General features: G+C 59.8%; 20 protein-coding genes, 2 tRNA genes and 2 pseudogenes. 13 read left to right on the top strand and 11 right to left on the bottom strand.

Annotation, left to right across the window (positions count from 1 at the left end):
• Positions 1–2: 2 nt before the first annotated feature.
• The gene (prfA, locus tag J3P81_RS04455; protein WP_039592197.1) at positions 3–1,085 is read right to left on the bottom strand and encodes a peptide chain release factor 1; all 1,083 of its coding nucleotides are present in this window, start codon (positions 1,083–1,085) and stop codon (positions 3–5) included.
• Positions 1,082–2,371, bottom strand: a complete 1,290-nt coding sequence (hemA, locus tag J3P81_RS04450; protein ID WP_039592198.1) for a glutamyl-tRNA reductase — start codon at positions 2,369–2,371, stop codon at positions 1,082–1,084. The genes prfA and hemA overlap by 4 nt, the downstream gene beginning before the upstream one ends.
• A 181-nt stretch (positions 2,372–2,552) precedes the next feature.
• Between hemA and J3P81_RS04445 the strand changes: the two genes are divergently transcribed.
• The 8 genes from J3P81_RS04445 to ychF all read left to right on the top strand — a co-directional run bounded on the left by J3P81_RS04445 (position 2,553) and on the right by ychF (position 9,470).
• Positions 2,553–4,277, top strand: a complete 1,725-nt coding sequence (locus J3P81_RS04445; protein WP_434562335.1) for a tetratricopeptide repeat protein — start codon at positions 2,553–2,555, stop codon at positions 4,275–4,277.
• A gap of 4 nt (positions 4,278–4,281) precedes the next feature.
• The gene (gene lolB / locus J3P81_RS04440) at positions 4,282–4,899 is read left to right on the top strand and encodes a lipoprotein insertase outer membrane protein LolB (RefSeq protein WP_434562333.1); all 618 of its coding nucleotides are present in this window, start codon (positions 4,282–4,284) and stop codon (positions 4,897–4,899) included.
• A gap of 1 nt (position 4,900) precedes the next feature.
• Complete coding sequence (gene ispE / locus J3P81_RS04435) at positions 4,901–5,752, top strand: 4-(cytidine 5'-diphospho)-2-C-methyl-D-erythritol kinase (protein WP_434562330.1); 852 nt, start codon at positions 4,901–4,903, stop codon at positions 5,750–5,752.
• A 37-nt stretch (positions 5,753–5,789) separates the two neighbouring features.
• Positions 5,790–5,864, top strand: a tRNA-Gln gene (locus tag J3P81_RS04430).
• Positions 5,865–5,911: 47 nt separating this feature from the next.
• Complete coding sequence (locus tag J3P81_RS04425) at positions 5,912–6,853, top strand: ribose-phosphate pyrophosphokinase (protein WP_003171603.1); 942 nt, start codon at positions 5,912–5,914, stop codon at positions 6,851–6,853.
• 140 nt (positions 6,854–6,993) lie between these two features.
• Complete coding sequence (locus tag J3P81_RS04420; protein ID WP_420764064.1) at positions 6,994–7,596, top strand: 50S ribosomal protein L25/general stress protein Ctc; 603 nt, start codon at positions 6,994–6,996, stop codon at positions 7,594–7,596.
• 166 nt (positions 7,597–7,762) lie between these two features.
• Complete coding sequence (gene pth, locus J3P81_RS04415) at positions 7,763–8,347, top strand: aminoacyl-tRNA hydrolase (protein WP_003185374.1); 585 nt, start codon at positions 7,763–7,765, stop codon at positions 8,345–8,347.
• A gap of 22 nt (positions 8,348–8,369) precedes the next feature.
• Entirely contained in the window at positions 8,370–9,470 is a 1,101-nt protein-coding gene (gene ychF / locus J3P81_RS04410; protein WP_434562328.1) for a redox-regulated ATPase YchF, read from the top strand.
• Between the two features lie 54 nt (positions 9,471–9,524).
• Here the strand turns inward: ychF and J3P81_RS04405 are convergent, their stop codons facing one another.
• The 3 genes from J3P81_RS04405 to J3P81_RS04395 all read right to left on the bottom strand — a co-directional run bounded on the left by J3P81_RS04405 (position 9,525) and on the right by J3P81_RS04395 (position 13,121).
• Positions 9,525–11,600 (bottom strand): calcium-binding protein, encoded by a 2,076-nt coding sequence (locus tag J3P81_RS04405; RefSeq protein ID WP_434562326.1) that lies wholly within the window; start codon positions 11,598–11,600, stop codon positions 9,525–9,527.
• A gap of 3 nt (positions 11,601–11,603) precedes the next feature.
• On the bottom strand, positions 11,604–11,759 hold the full coding sequence (locus J3P81_RS04400; protein WP_420764060.1) for a hypothetical protein: 156 nt from the start codon (positions 11,757–11,759) through the stop codon (positions 11,604–11,606).
• A gap of 144 nt (positions 11,760–11,903) precedes the next feature.
• Positions 11,904–13,121 carry an MFS transporter gene (locus J3P81_RS04395; RefSeq protein WP_434562324.1) on the bottom strand — a complete coding sequence of 406 codons (1,218 nt, stop codon included), beginning with the start codon at positions 13,119–13,121 and terminating at the stop codon, positions 11,904–11,906.
• 335 nt (positions 13,122–13,456) lie between these two features.
• Here J3P81_RS04395 and J3P81_RS04390 point away from each other — a divergent pair, with 335 nt between their 5' ends.
• Both J3P81_RS04390 and J3P81_RS04385 read left to right on the top strand, forming a co-directional pair.
• Positions 13,457–15,514, top strand: a complete 2,058-nt coding sequence (locus J3P81_RS04390) for a methyl-accepting chemotaxis protein (protein ID WP_434562322.1) — start codon at positions 13,457–13,459, stop codon at positions 15,512–15,514.
• Positions 15,515–15,617: 103 nt separating this feature from the next.
• Positions 15,618–15,694, top strand: a tRNA-Met gene (locus tag J3P81_RS04385).
• A 131-nt stretch (positions 15,695–15,825) separates the two neighbouring features.
• Here the strand turns inward: J3P81_RS04385 and J3P81_RS04380 are convergent.
• Positions 15,826–17,151 (bottom strand): APC family permease, encoded by a 1,326-nt coding sequence (locus J3P81_RS04380; RefSeq protein WP_434562320.1) that lies wholly within the window; start codon positions 17,149–17,151, stop codon positions 15,826–15,828.
• A 148-nt stretch (positions 17,152–17,299) separates the two neighbouring features.
• Entirely contained in the window at positions 17,300–18,121 is an 822-nt protein-coding gene (locus tag J3P81_RS04375) for a carbon-nitrogen hydrolase family protein (protein ID WP_434562318.1), read from the bottom strand.
• 123 nt (positions 18,122–18,244) lie between these two features.
• Between J3P81_RS04375 and J3P81_RS04370 the strand changes: the two genes are divergently transcribed.
• Positions 18,245–19,045, top strand: coding sequence for a helix-turn-helix transcriptional regulator (locus J3P81_RS04370; RefSeq protein ID WP_420764055.1), 801 nt, complete (start codon positions 18,245–18,247; stop codon positions 19,043–19,045).
• 107 nt (positions 19,046–19,152) lie between these two features.
• Entirely contained in the window at positions 19,153–20,997 is a 1,845-nt protein-coding gene (gene ggt / locus J3P81_RS04365; protein WP_434562316.1) for a gamma-glutamyltransferase, read from the top strand.
• Here the strand turns inward: ggt and J3P81_RS04360 are convergent.
• The 4 genes and pseudogenes from J3P81_RS04360 to J3P81_RS04345 all read right to left on the bottom strand — a co-directional run.
• Positions 20,979–21,212 carry a helix-turn-helix domain-containing protein gene (locus tag J3P81_RS04360; RefSeq protein WP_434562314.1) on the bottom strand — a complete coding sequence of 78 codons (234 nt, stop codon included), beginning with the start codon at positions 21,210–21,212 and terminating at the stop codon, positions 20,979–20,981. The genes ggt and J3P81_RS04360 overlap by 19 nt on opposite strands.
• A 7-nt stretch (positions 21,213–21,219) precedes the next feature.
• Positions 21,220–21,738, bottom strand: coding sequence for a DUF2975 domain-containing protein (locus tag J3P81_RS04355; protein WP_434562312.1), 519 nt, complete (start codon positions 21,736–21,738; stop codon positions 21,220–21,222).
• Between the two features lie 130 nt (positions 21,739–21,868).
• Positions 21,869–22,300: pseudogene (locus tag J3P81_RS04350) on the bottom strand (methyl-accepting chemotaxis protein); the annotation flags it as partial.
• Positions 22,301–22,456: 156 nt separating this feature from the next.
• Positions 22,457–23,029: pseudogene (locus tag J3P81_RS04345) on the bottom strand (PAS domain-containing protein); the annotation flags it as partial.
• Between the two features lie 374 nt (positions 23,030–23,403).
• Between J3P81_RS04345 and J3P81_RS04340 the strand changes: the two are divergent.
• Positions 23,404–24,822, top strand: coding sequence for a short-chain fatty acid transporter (locus tag J3P81_RS04340; protein ID WP_434562310.1), 1,419 nt, complete (start codon positions 23,404–23,406; stop codon positions 24,820–24,822).

The following is a 24,822-nucleotide window of genomic DNA, read 5'->3' as shown; positions in this document are numbered from 1 at the left end:
CCTTACTCGCCAATCGCGGCCAGTTGGTCGGCCTGGTATTCGGCGAGCAAAGGCTCGATGACGGCGTCCACACCACCGGCCAGGATTTCGTCGAGGGAGTACAAGGTCAGGTTGACCCGGTGATCGGTGACCCGGCCCTGGGCAAAGTTGTAGGTACGGATGCGCTCGGAACGGTCGCCCGACCCCACCAGCAGTTTGCGCTCGCTGGCGATGGCGTTGGCGGCGGCGCTGGTCTGCTGGTCGTTGAGCTTGGCCGAAAGCCAGGCCATTGCCCGTGCCCGGTTCTTGTGCTGAGAGCGTTCTTCCTGGCACTCGACGACAATGCCCGAGGGCAAGTGAGTGATGCGGATCGCCGAATCGGTCTTGTTGACGTGCTGGCCACCAGCCCCCGAAGAACGGTAGGTGTCGATCCGCAGGTCCGCCGGATTGATCTCGATGGCTTCCTGCTCGTCCGGCTCGGGCAACACCGCGACGGTGCAGGCCGATGTATGGATGCGGCCCTGGGATTCGGTGGCCGGCACCCGTTGTACGCGGTGGGCGCCGGATTCGAACTTCAACTTCCCGTAGACGTTGTCGCCCTCGACCCGGGCGATGACTTCTTTATAGCCACCGTGTTCGCCTTCGTTCTCCGACAGGATCTCCACCCGCCAGCCGCGACGCTCGGCATAACGCGAATACATGCGAAACAGGTCGCCGGAAAAGATCGCGGCTTCGTCGCCGCCCGTGCCGGCGCGGATTTCGAGAAAGACGTTTCGTCCGTCATTCGGGTCCTTTGGCAGCAACATGCGTTGCAGATTGCTTTCCAGCTCGACCAGTTGTTCCTTGGCTTCGCGCACCTCCTCCACGGCCATTTCGCGCATGTCCGGGTCGCTGTCCTTGAGCAGCGCCTGGGCGCCCTCGAGGTCGCCCTGCACTTTGAGCAGTTGCTTATAGGTGGCGACAATCGGCTCGACTTCCGCGTACTCCTTGGAATAGGTGCGGAATTTGTTCTGGTCGGAAATGACTTCGCCGTCGCCCAGCAAGGCGGTCAGTTCCTCGAAACGGTCCTGGAGAATGTCCAGCTTATTGAGCAGTGACGCTTTCATTGCGATTTTTTATCCGAAAAGCTATCCGGTGAAGCCTCACCGAGGGCGAAAAGTTCCTGGGCCATGGCCAGCGCATCGAGGCGGCCCTCGGCCGTCAGCTTCTTGAGCTGGACGCTTGGGGCATGGAGCAATTTGTTGGTCAGGCCGCGCGCCAGTTGCACCAACACCTCTTCGGCGCTGCCGCCGTTGGCCAGCAGGCGCTGGGCCTTTTGCAATTCTTCGTCGCGCAGGCGCTCGCTTTGCTGACGATACGCCTTGAGCACGTCCACCGCCGCCAGCTCGCGCAGGCGCACCATGAAATCCTCGGCGCCAACGGTGATCATTTCCTCGGCGGCCTGCGCCGCGCCTTGCCGGCTCTTCAGGTTCTCGGCTACGACTTCGTGCAGGTCATCGACACTGTAAAGGTATACGTCGTCCAGTTCGCCGACTTCGGGCTCGATGTCGCGGGGCACGGCAATGTCGACCATGAAGATCGGCTTGTGCTTGCGCAGTTTCAAGGCGCTTTCCACCGCGCCCTTGCCCAGGATCGGCAACTGGCTGGCGGTGGAACTGATGACGATGTCGCTGTGCACCAGTTCGGCGGGAATATCCGACAGCAGCACCGCATGCGCACCGAATTGCTCGGCCAGGGTACTGGCGCGCTCAAGGGTGCGGTTGGCGACCACGATGCGCTTTACCCCCAGGTCATGCAGATGGCGGGCGACCAGGGTGATGGTCTCGCCAGCACCGATCAGCAGCGCCTGGCTGCGTTGCAAATCGCTGAATATCTGCTTCGCCAGGCTAACAGCGGCAAACGCCACGGACACAGGGTTTTCGCCAATGGCGGTGTCGGTGCGCACTTGCTTGGCGGCGTTGAAAGTGGCCTGGAACAGACGCCCCAGCAGCGGCCCGACGGTGCCGGCCTCGCGCGCCACGGCATAGGCCGACTTCATCTGGCCGAGAATCTGCGGTTCGCCGAGCACCAGCGAATCGAGCCCCGAAGCGACACGCATCATGTGACGAACGGCCGCATCGTCCTCATGGACATAGGCACTGGCGCGCAGCTCTTCCAGACTCAGGTCATGGTATTCGGCCAGCCAGCGCAGCACCGAATCGGCCGAGACGTGATCCTGTTCTATATAAAGCTCACTGCGATTACAGGTGGAGAGGATCGCAGCTTCGCGGCTGTCGGTGAGTCGGCAGAGCTGCTGCAGGGCCTCAACCAGCTGCTCAGGCGTAAAGGCCACGCGCTCGCGGACATCTACTGAAGCAGTCTTGTGGTTAATACCAAGTGCAAGGAAGGCCATTCAAGGTCGCTGATGGTGACGTGAAGCCGGCAATTGTCCTACTTCGCCAGATTGAGAACAACCACCACCGACTATTGTCACAATTACCTGTGCCTATAAGGCATCCGCCGAGACTCGGTTATGTTTGACCGATGGCTTGTGTCATGATGATCCGACCGCAGGTAAGTCGTCCTCTTCCTATATGAATAGATCTTTTGCGTTGCTCCTCGCTTTTGCCTTTCTCGGCGGCTGCCAGTCCATGGCCCCCGTTTCGACGGACGGTACGCCACCGGTCGAAGGCAGCACTCCGGCTCTTGAAAAGCCCAAGGTGTACGGCTCGTTCAGCGAAGAAACTGTCTTCAGCCTGCTGAGTGCCGAGCTGGCAGGCCAGCGCAATCGTTTCGACATTGCCCTGGATAACTACGTCACCCAGGCCATCAACACTCAGGATCCGGGCATTTCCGAGCGGGCGTTCCGCATTGCCGAATACCTGGGGGCCGACCAGGCCGCGCTGGATACGGCGCTGATCTGGGCCAAAAACGCCCCGGACGACCTCGAAGCGCAACGCGCCGCCGCCGTGCAACTGGCGCGCGCCGGGCGTTACGACGATTCCATGGTGTACATGGAAAAAGTCTTGCTGGGCAAGGGCGATACCCATTTCGATTTCCTTGCGCTGTCCGCCGCCGATACCGACCAAGAGACCCGCGACGGCTTGAAGAAGAGTTTCGATCGCCTGCTGGAACGTCACCCGAACAACGGCCAGTTGATTTTCGGCAAGGCCTTGCTGCTGCAGCAGGACGGCGACTCCCAAGGCGCCCTCACCTTGTTGGAAGACAACCCGCCGGAAGCGGGCGAAGTGGCGCCTATCCTGTTGCGTGCACGCTTGCTGCAAGGCATGAATCGCGGCGACGAAGCGCTGCCGCTGATGGAAAAAAGCATCAAGAAGTACCCGGACGACAAACGCCTTCGCCTCACCTACGCCCGCATGCTGGTGGAAAACAACCGCATGGACGACGCCAAGGTCGAGTTTTCCAGCTTGGTGCAGCAATACCCCGAAGACGACGATTTGCGTTATTCCCTGGCGCTGGTCTGCCTGGAAGCCAAGGCGTGGGAAGAAGCCAAGGGTTATCTGGAAGACCTGATAGCCCGGGAAAGCCACGTCGACTCGGCCCACCTGAACCTGGGCCGCATCGCCGAGGAGCGCAACGATCCCGAGAGCGCGCTGATCGAGTACGCCCAGGTCGGCCCGGGCAATGACTACCTCCCAGCGCAGCTGCGCCAGGCTGACATCCTGATCGGCAACGGCCGGACGGCCGAGGCCCAGAGTCGCCTGGCCGTTCAGCGCGACACCCAGCCGGACTATGGCATCCAGCTCTACCTGATCGAGGCCGAAACCCTGTCGGCCAACAAGCAGGGCGATAAAGCCTGGACTGTCCTGCAACAAGCGTTGAAGCAATACCCGGACGATCTGAACCTGCTGTACACCCGCGCCATGCTCGCGGAAAAACGCAACGATCTGGCCCAAATGGAAAAAGACCTGCGGCTGATCATCCAGCGCGACCCCGACAACGCGATGGCCCTCAACGCCCTCGGCTACACGCTATCGGATCGGACCACCCGCTACGATGAAGCCAAGGTGCTGATCGAGCAGGCCCACCGGATCAATCCGGAAGACCCGGCCGTACTCGACAGCCTCGGTTGGGTGAATTTCCGCCTGGGCAACCTCGACGAAGCCGAACGCCTGTTGCGCCAGGCCCTGGAGCGCTTCCCCGACCAGGAAGTCGCCGCGCACCTGGGTGAAGTACTGTGGGCCAACGGCAAACAACGCGAAGCCAGGCAGATCTGGGACAAGTTCCTCAAGGAACAACCGGACAGCCCGATTCTGCGCGGCACCATCAAACGCCTGACCGGATCAGAGACCCTTTAAGATTATGTTTGTGCGCCACTTCATTATTTTCAGTTTCATCGCCCTGCTCGCCGGTTGCGCGGGCTTCGGCGCCCGAGAATCCGTCCAGGGTCATGGCGACCCGGCCCAGTGGCGCGAGCATAAAAAACAGCTCAGCGGCCTCGACGGCTGGCAGATCGACGGCAAGATCGGCATTCGCGCGCCCAAGGACTCTGGCAGCGGTACCTTGTTCTGGTTGCAGCGCCAGGATTACTACGACATTCGACTTTCGGGCCCACTGGGGCGCGGTGCGGCGCGGCTGACCGGCCGGCCAGGGCAGGTTTCGCTGGAAGTCGCCAACCAGGGACGCTACGAGGCTCCGAGCCCCGAAGCACTGCTGGAAGAACAGCTGGGCTGGAAACTGCCGGTTTCCCACCTCACTTGGTGGGTTCGCGGCCTCCCGGCACCGGACAGCAAGAGCCGTCTGACCCTGGACGCCGACAGCCGCCTGTCGAACCTGGAGCAGGATGACTGGCAGATCGAATACCTGAGCTATGCCGAGCAGAACGGCTACTGGTTGCCGGAGCGCATCAAGCTGCACGGCAGCAACCTGGACGTCACGCTGGTCATCAAGCAATGGCAGCCGCGCAAGCTGGGACAATGACATGACCGCTGCACGCCTGACGCTGCCCTCCCCGGCCAAGCTCAACCTGATGCTGCACATCCTCGGTCGTCGCCCGGATGGCTATCACGAGCTGCAAACGATTTTCCAGTTCCTGGATTATGGCGATGAGATCACTTTTGCCGTGCGCGATGACGGCGTGATCCGTTTGCACACCGAATTCAACGGTGTTCCCCACGACAGCAACCTGATCGTCAAGGCGGCGAAGAAGCTTCAGGAGCAATCCGGCTGTTCGCTGGGCATCGACATCTGGATCGAAAAAATCCTGCCCATGGGTGGAGGGATCGGTGGCGGCAGTTCGAATGCGGCCACGACGCTGCTAGGCCTCAATCATCTCTGGCAGTTGGGCTGGGACCTGGATCGCCTCGCGGCGCTGGGCCTTTCGCTGGGTGCCGACGTACCGGTTTTCGTGCGTGGCCACGCGGCTTTCGCCGAGGGCGTCGGGGAAAAACTCACACCGGTAGAGCCCGAGGAACCTTGGTACTTGGTGCTGGTGCCGCAAGTCTCTGTAAGTACAGCAGAAATTTTTTCAGATCCACTGTTGACACGTAACTCTCCTCCCATTAAAGTGCGCCCCGTTCCCAAGGGAAACAGTCGAAATGACTGCTTACCGGTGGTAGCAAGGCGTTATCCAGATGTTCGTAACGCATTGAATTTGTTAGGTAAATTTACCGAAGCAAAACTCACCGGAACTGGAAGTTGTGTGTTTGGGGGCTTCCCAAGCAAAGCTGAAGCTGATAAAGTCTCGGCCCTTCTTACAGAGACCCTTACAGGGTTTGTAGCAAAAGGAAGCAACGTTTCGATGTTGCATCGCAAGCTGCAAAGTCTGCTCTAAAAGGAATCGAGTGCTGGGCACTCGCAGCAACAGATACAGGGGCGTCGCCAAGCGGTAAGGCAGCAGGTTTTGATCCTGCCATGCGTTGGTTCGAATCCAGCCGCCCCTGCCATTTTCCTATACTCATCCAGGTATACCCTCAGCCTTCAGGTACTGCGCGTGTCCAAGATGATGGTCTTTACGGGGAACGCTAACCCCGATCTGGCTCGGCGTGTCGTACGTCAGCTGCATATCCCTCTCGGTGACATCTCTGTCGGTAAGTTCTCCGACGGCGAAATCACCGCCGAGATCAATGAAAACGTTCGCGGTAAAGACGTCTTCATTATTCAGCCGACTTGCGCTCCGACCAACGATAACCTGATGGAACTCGTCGTGATGGCTGATGCCTTCCGCCGTTCCTCGGCTACTCGTATTACTGCTGTTATTCCTTACTTTGGTTATGCCCGCCAGGATCGCCGTCCGCGTTCCGCACGCGTGGCCATCAGCGCGAAAGTCGTTGCCGATATGCTGACCGTGGTCGGCATCGATCGTGTACTGACGGTCGATCTGCATGCTGACCAGATCCAGGGCTTCTTCGATATTCCCGTGGACAACATCTACGGCTCCCCCGTCCTGGTGGATGACATCGAGGATCAGCGCTTCGAAAACCTCATGATCGTGTCCCCGGACATTGGCGGCGTCGTGCGTGCACGGGCCGTAGCCAAATCCTTGGGCGTTGATCTGGGTATCATCGACAAACGCCGCGAGAAGGCCAATCACTCCGAAGTGATGCACATCATCGGCGATGTCGAAGGGCGCACCTGTATCCTGGTCGACGACATGGTCGATACCGCCGGCACCCTGTGCCACGCGGCCAAGGCCTTGAAGGAGCATGGCGCTGCCAAGGTCTTCGCCTACTGCACGCACCCTGTGCTGTCGGGTCGGGCGATCGAAAACATTGAAAATTCCGTGCTGGACGAGCTGGTGGTGACAAACACCATTCCGCTGTCCGCTGCAGCACAAGCCTGTGCGCGTATCCGTCAGTTGGATATCGCACCGGTGGTTGCCGAGGCGGTTCGCCGCATCAGCAATGAAGAATCGATCAGTGCGATGTTCCGCTAAGGGCCCTGCCCTTTCCCGGATATCTCGTTGACGAAAAGCGCCCCGCCCCAACACTCATGTTGGGGCGGGGCTTTTTTGCCCATACCGCTTTGGCGTCGGTCGCAGACGTCATTCGGATATGGCTATTTTGGAGAAACAACATGACCGATTTCATTCTGAACGCCCAAGCGCGTACCGACCTGGGGAAAGGTGCGAGCCGCCGCCTGCGTCGTCTCGCCAGCCAGGTTCCTGCCGTTGTATACGGTGGTGACAAGGCCCCTGAATCCATCACCATGCTGGCCAAAGAAGTGGCCAAGCTGTTCGAAGACGAGGCTGCTTTCAGCCACGTGATCGAACTGAACGTTGATGGCAAGAAGCAAAACGTCATCGTTAAAGCGATGCAGCGTCACCCGGCCAAGCAGTTCATCATGCACGCTGACTTCATCCGCGTCGTGGCTGGCCAGAAACTGACCGCTACCGTTCCAGTGCACTTCATCAACGAAGCTGCTCCGATCAAGAAAGGCGGCGAAATCTCGCACGTGACTTCCGAGCTGGAAGTTTCCTGCCTGCCGAAGGACCTGCCTGAATTCATCGAAGTCGACCTGGCTGACGCCGAGATTGGCACGATCGTTCACCTGTCCGACCTCAAGGCTCCTAAAGGCGTTGAGTTTGTTGCCCTGGCACACGGTGATGACAAGGCTGTTGCCAACGTCCACGCTCCACGTGTTGCTCCAGAAGCGACTGAAGAAGGCGCAGCAGAGTAATTACACTCTGTCGCCGGAGTGACCGGAAACATCGCGGACTGGAACGTAGCGAGACAACGGGCAAGAACGCGAAGTTTACTTAACGGTAGATCCGCAATTTTCGTTCGTTGTCGCCACACCGTCTGACCGCGACATGTTAACCACCACTCCAGGAAGGGCCCCTATCGTGACTGCCATCAAACTGATCGTTGGCCTGGGAAATCCAGGCGCCGAATACGAACAGACCCGGCATAACGCAGGGGCCCTTTTTGTTGAGCGCATCGCGCACGCCCAAGGCGTCAGCCTGGCCGCCGATCGCAAATATTTTGGCCTGACCGGGCGTTTTTCACACCAGGGTCAGGATGTTCGCCTGTTGATTCCCACCACCTATATGAACCGCAGCGGCCAGGCCGTGGCGGCGTTGGCCGGTTTCTTTCGCATCAAGCCTGAAGAAATCCTGGTGGCCCATGACGAACTCGACCTGCCTCCGGGCGTTGCCAAGCTCAAGCAGGGCGGCGGCCATGGCGGTCACAACGGGTTGCGCGACATCATTGCGCAACTGGGCAATCAAAATACCTTTCACCGCCTGCGGCTCGGCATCGGCCACCCGGGCGTTGCCAGTATGGTTTCAAATTTTGTCCTGGGTCGCGCGCCTCGCGCCGAACAGGAAAAACTCGATGCCAGCATCGACTTTGCCCTCGGCGTGCTGCCGGATATCCTCGCCGGTGAATGGAACCGCGCGATGAAAAACCTGCACAGCCAGAAGGCCTGACACTTATCCGAGGGGAAACACCATGGGATTCAATTGCGGCATCGTCGGCCTGCCTAACGTCGGCAAGTCCACCCTGTTCAACGCCCTGACCAAATCCGGTATCGCGGCCGAGAACTTCCCCTTCTGCACCATCGAGCCGAACAGCGGCATCGTGCCGATGCCCGATCCGCGCCTGGACGCACTGGCGGCCATCGTCAATCCCAAGCGCATCCTGCCGACCACCATGGAGTTCGTCGACATCGCAGGCCTCGTGGCCGGTGCTTCGAAGGGTGAAGGCCTGGGCAACAAGTTCCTGGCCAACATCCGCGAAACCGATGCCATCGCCCACGTGGTGCGCTGCTTCGAAGATGAGAACGTGATCCACGTTTCCAACAGCGTCGACCCGAAACGCGACATCGAGATCATCGACCTGGAACTGATCTTCGCCGACCTCGACAGTTGCGAGAAACAACTGCAGAAGGTTGCCCGCAACGCCAAGGGTGGCGACAAGGATGCAGTCGTCCAGAAAGGCCTGTTGGAGCGATTGATCGCTCACTTCACCGAGGGCAAGCCCGCGCGTAGCCTGATGAAGGACATGAGCACCGACGAGAAGCTGGTGATCAAGGGCTTCCACCTGCTGACCACCAAGCCGGTCATGTATATCGCCAACGTCGCCGAAGACGGTTTCGAGAACAACCCGCATCTGGACGTGGTCCGTGCCATCGCCGAGGAAGAAGGTGCCATGGTCGTTCCGGTCTGCAACAAGATCGAAGCGGAAATCGCCGAACTGGACGATGGCGAAGAGAAGGACATGTTCCTCGAGGCCCTGGGCCTGGAAGAGCCTGGCCTGAACCGGGTGATCCGCGCTGGCTACGAAATGCTCAACCTGCAGACCTACTTCACCGCCGGTGTCGAAGAAGTCCGCGCCTGGACCGTTCGCGTGGGCGCCACCGCCCCGCAAGCCGCTGGCGTCATCCATACCGACTTCGAAAAGGGCTTCATCCGCGCCGAAGTCATCGCCTACGCCGACTTCATCCAGTACAAGGGCGAAGCTGGCGCAAAGGAAGCCGGTAAGTGGCGTCTGGAAGGCAAGGAATACATCGTCCAGGACGGCGACGTGATGCACTTCCGCTTCAACGTCTGAAATGAAAAAAACACCGCGTGGCAGTGACTGTCACGCGGTGTTTTTTTATGGGCGTCAACTTAACAAATGCCATTGATCGACGTCTGGCGCCACCCCGATCAGGCCTAGTTGGGCGTCGGGAGCCGCTGTGGGAGCAAAGACCATGTTGTCTTCGCCGAGGCTTTCCCGCCAGTCCCCGGCCAGCGCAACCTGGAACGAATGGCCTTGCGCGTCCGCTTGCGCATCCTTCAGGTAAGTGCGGTCCAATGCCTCGTTGTAGACCAACTTCAGCGTAGTGCCCGTACCCTCTCCGAAGCCGGTATAGCCTAGTGCCGACACATCGATCTTGTCGTCAACCGTAAAGCCTTCGATAAGGTCGGCAAAGCTCTGGTTGTCGGTACGGTAGCTGTCCTCGATGGAGAGATAGCGGAACACGTCGGCGTTTTCCCGATTGTCCGTCCACAACGAAGTATCGGCTCTGTCCCCACCGTTGAGACGGTCGGCGCCCGCGCCGCCGATGATGACATCCGCTCCGGCGCCGCCGTTGATACGGTCATTGCCGTTCAGGCCATGGATGATTTCCGACAAGGCAGAACCGGTAATCGTATCGTTGGTAGATTCCCCTTCAAGCGTGGGCGCTGTGAACACAAGATTCGTGTTGTTCAATTGCCCGACCAGATTGCCATCCAAGGTCAGTTCAAAACGTTGCCCGGTAGCATCGGCGTCGAAGCTCTTGAGGTAGGTGCGGGTGCCGTCCGCGCTGGCCTGGATGGCCAAGGTACCGTCATGGCCATCGCCAATACCGGTGAAGCCCAGGCCGATCAGGTCAATGCGGTCCTCGGAGACATCGAAGTCCTGGATTCGGTCGCTGCTGTTCAGCGTGGCGGTGCGGAAGCTGTCGCCCAGTTCGGTAAAACGGAAGATGTCCGAGCCTGAGCCACCTTGCAACACATCACGCCCGCCGTCGCCGTGGAGCACATCATCGCCCGCCAGGCCGTGGATGATTTCGGCGGCATCGGTGCCCCGCAAGATTTCCTCGCCGGCGTACCCCTCCATATGGAGCTTGCCGTCCTGGCTGCCAAAGCTTGAGTCCAGGCTACCGTCGGCGTTCAAGCGGATGACATTGAAATCTCCGTTGTTCGTGCCGGCAGCCAAGATCCTGCCATCGGCTTGCACCGTCAAAGCCACCGGCGTGTCGGCCTCGAAGGTCACCGAGCCATTGCTGCCGAAACTACTGTCGAATGACCCGTCAGCGTTGAGCCGCGCCACGGTAGCCAGGCGATCGCCCTCGCCATGCCCCATCACGATGATCTTTCCGTCAGCCTGCACGGTGACCACCGAGTCTTCGCCAAACCCCATGGCAGCGCTCAAATGCAGGACGCCGTCGTCACCGAAACGGGTATCCAACTGGCCGTCGGCGTTGAAACGCTGCAAGGCGAACGTCGGATCGCCCATGCCGGCGGCATTGTAGGCAGCCCCGACCACGACACTTCCATCTGCCAACACCGCAGTGGAGATCCCTCCGTTGAAAAACGGGTCTTCGTAAATGTCGACGGTGAGCACGCCGTTGTGACCAAAGCCGTCGAGCAAGCTGCCGTCATTGCCAGCCTTGGTCACGGAAGCCTGGTCAAACCCGCGGGCACTGACCTGAAAGGTGCCGTCCGTATTGACCGTCAGGTCGATATCCTTAAAATCATGGCTGATGTCGACCGTCATGACACCGTTCTGACCAAAGCCGACATCGCGCGTCCCGTCACTGTTGTAGCGCTCCACCTGTATGCCGGTGTTCAGCGCCACAGCGACGAGCACCTTGCCATCGGCCTGCACCGCCGTTAACTCATAGCGGGACGCTGGGGCTGTCGTGGTCGGTATCGTATCGACGCCACCTTCATGAAAGCGGGTGTCCAGGCTGCCATCCGCATTCAGGCGGATAACGGAATGGTTCTGCTCGTAGCCGTAGCTTTCCTCACCTGGCGCCCCGGGGTAGCCCCATGCCAGGTACTCGGTATAGCCGCCAATCAGTATCTTGCCGTCCGGCTGGATAATGATGCTCTGGGCATCATCTAGCTGGCCGGTGAGGTCGACCTGGACAGTGCCGGGGCCGGTTCTTACGGTATGGGAATTCAGGTTCGGGTTATCGACGGTTGCCATGGTTTAGTCCCTTAAAAGAAATGCCAGTTTCGTCACCTGGTAGAGCGACAACGCTTTGCACGCTGCCTCGGTCATAACCATGACCGGTGGCTTCTTGTTGGAGCCAATTGACTGGAACAGGCTCTTTGCGTCGGAAACACCAAAGAGCGGCAAGTTCATTCATGGCTCAGGGACAACGATAAACGGTACATCGACCCCATCCGGGGTCGAGAGCAAAAATGCCTGATGGATTGACCGAAGCTCTGTACGAAAGGTATCCGCGCTGGCCCATACTGCGTTGAAACGGGGCTCGGAATGTTCGATTCAGGCCCTTTTGGTCCTTGGCAGGAAAATCGCCAACACGCCGAACAACGGCAGGAACGAGCACAGCCAATACACGTATTCGATACCCCGGATGTCCGCCAGATGCCCCAGCAGCGCGGCGCCGATCCCACCGAAGCCGAACATCAACCCGAAGAACACGCCGGCGATCATCCCAACGTTGCCCGGCACCAGCTCCTGGGCATACACCACGATGGCGGAGAAAGCCGACGCCAGGATGAAGCCGATCACCACGCTGAGGATGCTGGTCCACAGCAGGTCCACGTGAGGCAAGATCAGCGTAAATGGCGCCACACCCAGAATCGAGAACCAGATCACCGCCTTGCGTCCGATCTTGTCGCCGATAGGGCCGCCGAAGAAGGTTCCCGCCGCCACTGCGCCAAGGAACAGGAACAGGTGCAGCTGGGAAGATGCCACCGACAGGTCGAACTTTTCGATCAGGTAGAAGGTGAAATAGCTGGTGAAACTGGCCATGTAGAAATACTTCGAGAACACCAACAGGCCAAGCACCACCAACGCACTCAGGACCCGCCCCTTGGATAAGCCATGCGTCGCCGCCTGGCCTTGCTTGAGCTTGAACAGGTTCAGGTGATTGGCGTACCAACGGCTGATGCGGTACAGCACGAACAAGGCAAACAGCGCGAACAAGCCGAACCAGGCCACATTGCCTTGACCGTAGGGAATGATGATCGCTGCGGCCAGCAGCGGGCCGAATGCGGAGCCGGCGTTTCCGCCCACCTGGAAAGTCGATTGCGCCAGGCCGTAACGACCGCCGGAAGCCAGTCGCGCCACTCGCGATGCCTCGGGGTGAAAAGTCGACGAGCCGATACCGATCAAGGCCGCCGCCAGCAGGATCATGGCAAAGCTGCCGACCATGGACATCATCACGATGCCGATCAGCGTGCACACCGTTCCGGCCGGCAACAGCCAGGGCTTCGGGTGCCGATCGGTGTGATAGCCGACCCAAGGCTGCAACAAAGATGCGGTCAACTGGAACGTAAGGGTGATCAGGCCGACCTGGGTAAACGTCAGGCCATAGCTATCCTTGAGCATCGGATAGATGGACGGCAGCACAGCCTGGATCAGATCGTTGATCAGATGAGCCAACGCCACCGCACCAATGATGCGCATGACCAAAGGACTGCTTTGGGGCGTGGCGCCAATGGGCGTCGCGTCAGCCGGAGTATTGCTGATAGCCATGGGAAGTTTCCAGACGGCAGGTGGGAGCACATGGGCAAGGTTCGCCAATGTGCCATTTTTCAGTGCGACAAGGCTATCCCCTTAGCTTGCTATCGACCGATAAAAAATAGTCGGCAAACAAGGTGATAGCGCAACGCCATGGTCTGAATCTTGCCTTGTAAAAGTCTTACGACGCGGCCCCTTACAAAGGGGACCGAGAATGGGAAGTTTCGCTACAGAGCAGGCCTACAGAGCCGGCCTGGACAAGCTTTCGAGGCCTTTTGAAAGAGCACCCGTTTCGGCACTTGTGTAAAAACGCACAAAAAAAGTGCAAGGGTGTTCAGGGGAGTATGGGCATGCAGGCTTTTCTATCACCGGGCATCCGGTTGCTGGGGCATTTTGGTTTCGCCCGTAAATTCCAGTTGTTGTTCCTTTTGTTCATCCTGCCGCTCATGGGCAGCCTGTGGCTCATCGGCCAGGACTACCGGGACAAACTCAACCTGATTTCCGGAGAGCGCGCCGGCGTACGCCAGTTGCTCGCCCTGGATAACCTGGACAACCTGCTCGCCGCCCAGCGTAATCGCGCGGCGCGCTGGCGGGCCACGGAGACCAATCGACAACCCACCCCTGCGACGATCGCCGCCATGGCCGCGTTCGATGCGGTACAACCGGAGCTCAACCAGGTCGCCAACGATCTTGGCGCGACCTTGCAGGCCGAGGGCGTCGAAGCCGACACCCTCGCCCGCTACCAGGCCTTGCAGACCAGCCTCAACGGCCTGGATTCCAAGAGCCTGGGCGCCGTGGGTTGGTGGCCGGATGGCTATGATCGTTTCACCGCTGCCCTCAGCGCATTGCAAGCGTTGCGCGAACAGATGGTCATGGACAATCGCCTGACGCTCGCCTCCTGGCTGGAAACCTACCTGCTCACCCAGATTTCGACCCAGCAGACACCCGAGCTGATCGAACGTGTCGGCCGCCTGGCCAGCGTTGGCCAGGCCTCGGTGGTGTCAGGCCAATTCACTTTGCAGAGCCGCCTGCAACTGCGTGACTTGCGCAGCCGCATCGGCGACGCCCGGGATCAGTTGGTCAAGACCGGTGCGTTGCTGGAAACACGCTTGCCCAGCGAACTGCAATCCTGGGCTGGACAATTCCAGGGCAGCCTCAAGCACTTGGACGCCGGCTTGAAAATCTTGGATGAAGGCGTGTTCGGCGGCTCCATCAATCTCAAGCCGGAAGCGTTCGAGAAACACATGGACGCCCTTCTCCGAGACCTGGCGACCCTGCGACAACAATCGCTGGTCGCACTGGACACGCGGCTGGACCATTACCACGGCTCGGCGATCCGCCAGTTCACCTTGGTGGCCACGGTGCTGGGATGCCTGCTGTTGGCGGCGCTGTACCTGTTCGTCTGTCTGCAAGCTTCCATCCGCCGCAGCGCCAGTGGCATTACCCTGCTGGCTGAAGCGCTGCGTGACGGAAACTTGAGCCTGCAAGTTCCGGTACAAGGGCGTGATGAGCTGGCAGCTATCAGCACCGCGCTCAATGTCGCCGTGGTGCAGTTGCGCACCAGCCTGCTGGGCGTGGATCACGAAACGCTGCAACTGAGCGACGCCGTGCGCACCCTCAATACACATTCCAGCGGCGCCTTGGGCGAAGTCGAGGCTCAGCAGATGCAAATCAGCCAGATCGCCGCCGCCGCGACGCAACTGGCCGCAACTTCCCAAGGCGTTGCGAAAAGTTGCGAACAGGCGTCAGACAGCGCCCAACAGACCCGCCGCATCGCCGCCGACAGCAGCCGCGACAGCCTGCGCACCACGGCGAGCATTCAGCAGCTCAACCAGCGGCTCAACGAAACCGCCGCCGCCTTGGGCCGGGTCAGCGAGCAGGGCCAACAGATCCAGCTGGTGGTCGATACCATTCGCGGCGTGGCCGAGCAGACCAATCTCCTGGCGCTCAACGCCGCCATCGAAGCCGCCCGCGCCGGTGAACAAGGCCGGGGCTTTGCCGTGGTGGCCGATGAAGTGCGCAGCCTGTCGCAACGTACCCAGTCCTCCACCCAACAGATCGCCGGCACCGTCGACAGCCTGCGCGCCACGGTCAACGAAGCCGTCAGCCTGATGGAAGCGGCGTGCGGCCAGGCCCAGACCGACGCGCAAGCCGTGACCGGCCTTGGCGAGCGTCTGGGGGAAATTGCCAGCGCCGTACAGAGCGTCACCGATACCCTGGCGCAAATCGCCACCGCGGTGGATGAGCAGGCCAGCACAGCCGACGAGGTCAGCGGCAATATCCAGCAGGTCGATCAAGCGGCCATGCGCCTGCTGGAAGGCGCCCGCGCGGTGAACGTGGCGGCGGACACCTTGAGCCAAGGCAGCCAGGCCTTGAGCGCGAACACAGGGAGATTTCAGCTCAGTTGACGCACATCGGCGACGAGGATGGTTAAGCGGTTGAAAGTGCAGAGAAATATTTTGGATTTACGCTTGACACATCTTCGTTACCAGCGAATAATGCGCGCCACTTGGCTACATAGCTCAGTTGGTTAGAGCATAGCATTCATAATGCTGGGGTCCGGGGTTCAAGTCCCTGTGTAGCCACCAAGTCCTGTTCAAAGATGTTCCTGAATGTCTTTGAACAACAAGAAGCCCGCCTAGTGCGGGCTTTCTTGTTTCTGGGTATATCTCCCTGAATGCCCCCGCAAGATTCAGCTATTCCCACGGGGCGTAGTGATTTATGTGGCTTCCTGGAAATCCATCTCCGGTGGCTGGCGACGAAAGCCTCCCGTCAGCACCGCCAGATACACCAAGCCAATCGCCAGCCAGCTCAGGCCAAGGTAGATCGCCAAGTGATCGAGGCTGACCATCAGCCATACATCAGCCGCCAGACCAACGAACGGGAACAGCAGGAACAACACGAATTCACGCAGCCCTTTCTTCTGCGCGCCGATCCAGTAGTGAAAAATCACCGACAGGTTCACCAGGCTGAATGCCAGGAACGCGCCGAAGTTGATGAACGAGGTTGAGGTGGTGACGTCCAGTTTCAGCGCCAGCAACGCGACCACGGCGCACAAGAGAATGCTGTTGACCGGCGTACCGAAGCGTTCATGCAAGGCGCCAAAGAACGATTTCGGCAGTACGCCATCTCGGCCCATGGCGAACAACAGCCGGGAGCCGCTGGCCTGGGCCGACAGCCCCGACGCGAATTGGCCAACGATCAGGCCGATCAGGAAGATCGATACGAACAGGTCGCCACCGATATTGCGGGCAATTTCATAGGCCGCCGCGTCGACACTGTCGAACTGGGACGACGGATGGGCGATCTGCACGAAGTACGACACGCTGACGAAGATCAATCCGCCGACCAGGGTAATCAGCATGATCGCTCGTGGAATGGTACGGCGCGGGTCGCGGGTTTCTTCGGTCAGGGTACTGACCGCGTCGAACCCCAGGAATGAATAACAGGCGATGGCTGCGCCGCTCATGATCAATGGCATCTGCATGTCACCGTTAAAAAATGGCTCGACCGACCATAACGGTGTGCTCGCATCCCCGCCAACATAATGAACGCACAACGCAACGAAGGCGATCAGCACCAGGAATTGCACCAGCATCAACAGCGCGTTGATGCCGTTGGCCAGTTTCAGACCGACGATGTTGATCGCACTTGTGATGCCAATGAAGACCAGCACCCAGAGCCACTGCGGCACGGTCGGGAATGCGGAATGAAGGTAGGCCGCGCCGATCAGCCAGATGGCCATGGGCAAGAAAAGGTAATCGAGCAATACCGCCCAACCGGCGATGAAACCGAGTTTCGGGCTGATCGCCTTGCGGACATAGCTGTAGGCCGAACCGGCGACAGGGAACGCCGCGGCCATTCGGCCGTAGCTCATCGCGGTGAAGAACATCGCCACCAGTGCTGCCAGGTAAGCGGCGGGGACCATGCCGGAGGTGGATTGAGCGAGAATACCGAAAGTGCCAAGGACAATGATCGGTGTCATATAGGCGATGCCGAACAGCACCACCGACCCCAATGACAGGGTGCGTTGCAAATGAGCCATGAGTGACTACTCCGAATTATTAGATTTATGGCAGAGCCGAGTTCGGCGCAATTTCGGGTGTTAGGTTCTTGTTCTGTTTTTTTTCAACGCAAACATGTTGCTTGTCAGGGCCTCTTCGCGGGCAAGCCCTGACGACACAGATTCAGGATCAACGCGAAGGAATCAACAGCTCTCGCAATCCATAGGGATGCTCGACAATCTCTCCCGGCATCTTCAGCCGCTGATCATCGAGGTAGCGATAATCACGCCGCGCCGCCGTCAGTTGGTTCAGGTCCAATTCCACCGCAAACTGCCCTTCTTCGCGCCCGGCCTCGAACAACAGCGTGCCCAGCGGGTCCACCAACGCACTGCCGCCTGCGAACACCAACCCGCCATCCCCTTCTTCCACCCGATTGACCATCAGCGCATACGCTTGGTTTTCCTGGGCGCGAGCCATGATCGCGGTGCGGTGAGTCGGCCCGTAGGGGTCCATGTTGCCGTTGGTGACGATCAGCAGTTCGGCCCCCAGTTGCGCCAGGGCTCGGGCGGTTTCCGGGAACTCGATGTCGTAGCAGATCAGCAGACCAACGCGCACACCGTTCCACTCACACGTGGCGTAACGGTCGCCGGCCTCGAACACACCGCGGTCCGACGCCCAGAGGTGGGTCTTGCGATACTTCAGCGCGATACCCTGCGGGGTGATCAGCAGCGTGGTGTTGTAGAAGCGGCCACGGTCGTTTTCGGCCACGCCTATGACCACGGCAATGTTGTGCTCCCGGGCCGCAGCAAGCACCGCGCTGACAGTCGGGCCATCCAATGGCTCAGCGGTTTCTGCCACTGTCTCAAGCGATGGGAAGCCCATCAGGTGCGTTTCGGGAAATACGATCAACTGCGTATCGGCCGCACAGGCGGCAATCGCCTGAAGGGCGCGTTCGAGGTTATAGGCCGTGTCGTTATCACGGCCCGCCAACTGGGCGAGTTCGACTTTCATGGGTATTCCTTGTTCAAACCAGGCGGGCTGAAAGATTGCCCGGTCGGTGTCTGTGAGCCAGTATGCGCAGCAGGCCCACGGCGGGAAATCACGCCGCTGGGGTAACCCGATAGGGGTAGAGGCATGACACTTTCGTTAGACGACATCGCGTGGCACCGCTCGGTCGGGCAACTGATCGACGCCTTGGACAAGCCTAATTTCTGGACGCAGCTGGTCCGTTTGCTCGATCAATACGTACCTTTCGACAGTTGGGTGGCACTGCTTTTCAGCGCCGACCAGCGCCCGCAGGTATTCGCAGAGTGCCCGGGTGCGGACGGCAGTCCGGATCAATTGTTCCAGGATTATCTGCGCGGCCTGTATCTGCTCGATCCGTTCTACATCGCCTGTCGCGAGCAGTCGCGCACCGGGCTGTATCGCCTGTCGGAAGTCGCACCGGAACATTTCGAGTTGACCGAGTACTACCAGCGTTACTTCCGCCTGAATGTGGTGTCCGATGAGGTCCAATTCAATTGCCAGCTCGAAGGCGACCGCACGCTTTGCCTGTCGCTGGGCAGCAAGCAGCGGTTCAGTGGCGAGCAGACTGCCTTGCTGTCACTCATCCAGCCCTGGGTGCTCGGCCTGTTGCGCCAGCGCCTGCCTTACGAAATCAACGAAGTGGTGGCCCTTGCACCAGCACCGCCGCAAGCCGATTGGCGCGTGCAGCTGGAAGCGTCAGTCCAGCAGCTCAAAGGCGCGCAATTGACCGCACGGGAGCTGGATGTCGGGCGCTTGATGCTCAGCGGTTGCTCCAGCAAGGAAATCGCTCGCAAGCTGGAAATTTCCGCCGAAACCGTAAAAGTCCATAAAAAACATATGTACAGCAAACTGGGGATCAAGTCCCAGTCCGAGCTGTTTTCTATTTTTCTCCAGGCGCAGAACGCCTGACGTCTTGTGGGGGCGAAGCCGAATCGCCGCCCCCCGTCGATTTGCGCCCCACGCCTCGTATCGCTACAGTCGATCTCAATATCCTTGGCCCATGGACGGAGCGACACGTGCTTTCAGATCTCAAATCGAAACTTCATCGCCTGTCAGCCGTTTCCCTGCTGGCTATCGCCTTGGCACTCGTCGCCTGCAAGGCTCCGCCCTCCTCCACGTCCGCTTCTGCCTTGCCCACGGCTCCGGAAATCGCTTCCGGCTACCGCACCGATCTACAGACACGTCATGCCGACAAACACATGGCCGCCGCGGCAAACCCGCTTGCCGCGCAAGCCGGCCGGGAAATGCTCCGGCGCGGCGGGTCGGCCATCGACGCGGCAATTGCCATGCAGGCAGTGCTGACATTGGTGGAGCCGCAGTCTTCCGGCATCGGCGGAGGTGCGTTCATTGTGCTATGGGACGGCAAGGCGGTGCGCACCTACGACGGCCGCGAAACGGCGCCGGCCGGTGCTACCGAAAAACTCTTCATCCAGGCCGATGGCAAACCGATGCCGTTTACCGCCGCGCAGATCGGCGGCCGCTCCGTGGGTACACCGGGCGTGTTGCGTGCCCTGGAGCTGGCCCATCGCAAACATGGCCGCCTGAAGTGGGCGACACTGTTCGAGCCGGCAATTGTATTGGCGGAACAGGGGTTCAGGATTTCGCCTCGACTTCACTCGATGATTGCCGCCGATGCCTCTTTACCCGGCTCGCCCGACATGGCCGCCTATTTCCTGAATGCCGACGGCAGCCCCAAGGCAGTGGGCACCCTGCTTAAAAATCCGGCACTGGCGGGCGTCCTCAAGCGTATTGCCAACGAAGGCCCCAATGCTTTGTACGAAGGGCCCGTTGCTGAAGAAATTGTCGCCAAGGTCCAAAGCCACGCCAATCCGGGCAGTCTGTCGTTGAGCGACCTCAAAGGTTACGCCGCCCGGGAGCGCGCGCCGTTGTGCACCGACTACAAACGCTGGCAAGTCTGTGGCATGGCGCCGCCCTCCTCCGGCGGGATTGCCGTGGCGCAGATCCTCGGAACGTTGGAGAACCTGGAACAGCGCGACGGCCAAACCGCCCTCGCGGCATTGAAACCGATCAAATCCACGAAGCCCGCTGGTATCGAGCCTTTGCCCGAAGCCGTGCACATGATTTCCGAGGCTGAGCGCCTGGCCTACGCTGATCGCGCCCTTTACGTTGCCGATCAGGATTTTGTCCCCGTGCCGGTCAAAGGCTTGGTCGACCCCACGTATCTGGCGAGCCGCGCAGGCCTCATCGGCCCTCGCAGCATGGGCGTTGCCAAGCCGGGAACACCACCGGGCATCCAGATGGCCTTCGCGCCGGATCGCTCGCCCCTGCGAATTTCCACCTCGCAAGTAGTGGCCGTGGATGACCAGGGCGGCGCCGTGTCGATGACGACCACGGTGGAGTCAGCGTTTGGTTCGCACTTGATGGTGCAGGGATTCATGCTCAACAACCAGATGACTGACTTTTCCTTCATACCCGAAGAGAACGGGCGCAAAGTCGCCAACCGCGTCGAGCCCGGCAAACGCCCGCGATCGTCCATGGCTCCGACCCTGATCTTTGATCGCCAGAGCGGCGAATGGCTGGCCGCGGTTGGTTCCCCAGGTGGATCACAGATCATTGAATACGTCGCCAAGTCCGTCATCGGCCTGCTGGATTGGGACCTGGACCCGCAAGCCGCCATCAATCTTCCCAACTTCGGCAGCCGCAATGGCCCCACCGAACTGGAACAGGGGCAATTCAGCCCGGCGTTGGTCCAGGCGTTGAAAGACAAAGGCCACACAGTGGGCGAAATCGACATGACCAGCGGCACCCAGGCGATCATCCGGGTGCGTGATGGCCAAGGGAAATCCTCGCTGGCTGGCGGGGCCGATCCAAGGCGTGAAGGTCAAGCGCTGGGCGACTGATCGGATTCGCTTCGCGGCTGGTAAACCAGCAGGTCGGCCGGCTGACAGTGCAGATAGTCACAGATGGCTTCCAGGGTCGCCAAACGTATGCCCTTGACCTTTCCCTGCTTCAACAGGGAAAGGTTGGCCTCGGTGATGCCAATGGCGGCGGCAAGATCCTTGGACTTGACCTTGCGCATCGCCAGCATCACATCAAGTTGAATCACGATAGGCATGGGTATCTCAAACGAAAGTTCGGTTTTCTGAATCGACTTCAGCGGCCTGGGACAATATCCGGGCAATGATCGCAATGCACGCCGCCAGAAACAAAGCGACGAAGGACGGCGCGGTGATGCTCAAGCTCAGCAATCGCTGGCCAACGGGCGCATTGATGGTGAGCAGCAGGCTCAACAAAGGTTCGCACAGGAAATCCAGCAGCACCCACAATGCCACTGCGCGGCCGGCCTTGCCCAGTGCAATGGCGGCTTCGCCGGAGAAATACTGCCCCTGCGCATAGCGCTTGAAGAGCTGTCGCAGATTGACCAGCCCGACTGTCAGCGCCAGCAGAGGGATACTCGATAAGAAGATCGCGCCGAGGCTCTGCCAACCAGTCAACAAGGTCGCCTCCCCTGACAGGCTGGACAACTGACGCTGAGTCAACGCAAAGCCCAGGCCGTACTGCGACTCGATATCAGGAAACACCCAGACCAGGGCATTGATGGCCATCATGGCCGCAATGAATATCAGCGTGATGGCAGCCATGCGTTGACTATAAACAGCTAGGCGATTCGAACCCATGTGAGGCTCCAACAGAACGAAAGGAGCACAGAACATAGCCTTAAAATTATCGAAATACGATAATTAATTTGTAAAAAACAACAATAAACCGCCCTTATGTTGATAACTGATTGGCAAACTGGCTCACCGCGTCCACGACTTTCTTCGCGCCGTCCTGGATCTCGACGATTACCGTTCCCGCCTCGGCCGCCAAGGCCAGGCCCTGTTCAGCCTGGTGTTGGCCGTCGGTCATCAGCGCCACGGCATTGCGAGCCATGTCCTGGTTCTGGCGAACGACGCCGACGATCTCATCGGTTGCCTGGCTGGTACGCGACGCCAGTTGCCGGACCTCATCGGCCACCACCGCAAATCCGCGCCCTTGTTCACCGGCCCGGGCAGCCTCGATTGCGGCGTTGAGCGCCAGCAGGTTGGTCTGTTCGGCGATGCCGCTGATGGTCTTGACGATGGTTCCGATGACCAGCGACTGTTCGTTCAGTGCCTCGATACCCTGGCCAGCGGTCTGCATATGCCGGGCCAGGTCGCGCATCACGTCCACGGCCTGGGTCACGACGGTGGTGCCGCGCTGGGCGCTGTTATCGGTTTGCAGGGAAGTGCTGTAGGCGATGTTGGCGGCCGCGGCAACGGCTTTTTCCTGCTTGACCTGGTCGGTGATGTTGGTGGCGAACTTGACGATCTTGTACAGGCGATCGTTGGCATCGACCACCGGATTATAGGAAGCTTCCAGCCACACCTCGCGACCGCTGCTGTCGATACGCTTGAAGCGCCCGGCAACGAACTCGCCGCTGTTCAAACGCTTCCAGAACTGCTGGTAGGTCGCGCTGTTGTATTGCTCAGGCTCGCAAAACGTACGGTGATGCTTGCCCTTGATCTGCGCGAGGCTGTAACCCATCGCATTGAGGAAACGGTCATTGGCCGTCAATACATGGCCACCCAGGTCGAACTCGATTACCGCCGTCGAATGCACCAGGGCACTTATCAGGTTCTCATGCTCGCGGGAGTTTTCGATGGTGCGAGTGAGGTCGTTGGAGTACATCGAAAAAGAACGAATTCGCCCCTCGGCATTGCGTATGGGCTGGAGGATCGAGCGCAGCCAGGCCTCTTTGCCGTCGCCCCGCATCAGGCGCACGGCGCCGGAAAAATGCTCGCCACGGGTCAGCGCGGTCTTGAAGCGCGCCTGGAATTCATTGGACTTCAGGTAAGCCGGTACCAGTTCCTCGACAGAACGGCCAATCAGGTCTTGGCTCTTGTAACGCATGTCATCGAGAAAGTTCTGGTTGACCGACTGTATCCTCCCCTCAGCATCGAGGGTCAAACCGAGCATTTCGCGATCAAGGCTCTCTTTTATCTGCATGAGACTGGAGAGTTCTTGGCGAAGAGCGAGCAGCTCCTGCTTCAGGCGATTGTTGAACATGGCAAGCTCCGGCAGGCAGGAGAATTACTGCTGTTCCTTGCCATCGGCCCAAGGATTTTTTTCTGAAGAGCGCCGGTGTTCGGTCTGAAAAAAATCACGTCGGACTCCGAACGCCGGTCCGTCTCCCACGGTCATTGGAATGTTCCAATATTGGCGCCCGACCGCCGATGCTTCGTCGCTCCAGATACCGATAATCATAAAAACCCGAGGTAATTGCCGTGACCACTGACATTGAAGACAGCCGTTCCGCCCGCTTCGCGCTGCGCTGTTCCAGTTTTGCCGAGCGCTGGTTCCCCGACTCCTGGGTCTTTGCCGCGCTGGCGGTGCTGGTGGTCGCGCTGGCGACGCAGCTCATTGGCGCCACGCCCACTGCCGCAGCCATGGCTTTCGGCGATGGGTTCTGGAGCCTGATTCCCTTCACCATGCAAATGGCGTTCGTGGTGATTGGCGGTTATGTAGTGGCCAGCTCGCCTCCAGCCGTCAAGCTGATCGACCGCCTGGCGCGCATTCCCAGCAATGGCCGCTCCGCGGTGGCGTGGGTGGCCGTGATCTCCATGGTCGCATCGCTGCTCAACTGGGGGCTGTCGCTGGTGTTCGGCGGCCTGCTGGTGCGTGCCCTCGCCCGGCGCGCCGACTTGAAGATGGATTATCGCGCCGCTGGCGCTGCCGCTTACCTGGGCCTGGGCGCGGTGTGGGCGCTGGGGTTGTCTTCTTCGGCCGCGCAATTGCAAGCCAACCCGGCCAGCCTGCCGCCATCGATCCTGTCGATTACCGGCGTCATCCCTTTTACCCAGACGATTTTCCTCTGGCAGTCCGGTGTGATGCTGCTGGCGCTGATCGTGATCTCGGTGATCATCGCGTATGCCACCGCGCCGGGCCCCAACAGCGCCCGTGACGCCGCCGCCTGCGGGATCGACCCCAATTTCAGCATGCCGGCGCTGCAACCGCGCACCCGCCCCGGGGAATGGCTGGAGCACAGCCCGCTGTTGACCATTGCATTGGTGCTGCTCGCCGCTGGTTGGCTGTTCCATGAGTTTTCGACCAAGCCGGCCATCAGCGCCATTTCCGGGCTCAACACCTATAACTTTCTGTTCATTATGTTGGGCGCCTTGCTCCACTGGCGGCCACGCAGTTTTCTCGATGCCGTGGCCCGCGCCGTGCCAACCACCACCGGCGTGCTGATCCAGTTCCCGTTGTACGGATCGATTGCCGCACTGTTGACCACCGTCAAGGGCAGCGATGCGCAGACGCTGGCACACCATATCTCTACCTTTTTCGTACAAATCGCCTCCCATGACACCTACGCCCTGTTGATGGGCGTCTACTCGGCGGTGCTGGGCTTTTTCATTCCTTCCGGCGGCGGTAAGTGGATCATCGAAGCGCCCTATGTCATGCAGGTGGCCAACGACCTGAACTACCACTTGGGCTGGGCCGTGCAGATCTATAACGCCGCCGAAGCACTGCCGAACCTGATCAACCCGTTCTACATGCTGCCGTTGCTGGGCGTTCTGGGGTTGAAAGCGCGGGACTTGATCGGATTCTCTTTCGTGCAGTTGCTGGTTCACACGCCGCTGGTATTGGTGCTGCTGTGGGCCCTGGGGACCACGCTGACCTACCTGCCGCCAGTAATGCCATAA

This window comes from Pseudomonas sp. R1-6 (assembly GCF_051132115.1).
GTDB lineage: Bacteria > Pseudomonadota > Gammaproteobacteria > Pseudomonadales > Pseudomonadaceae > Aquipseudomonas.
This window is presented reverse-complemented; position numbering and strand designations above follow the sequence as displayed.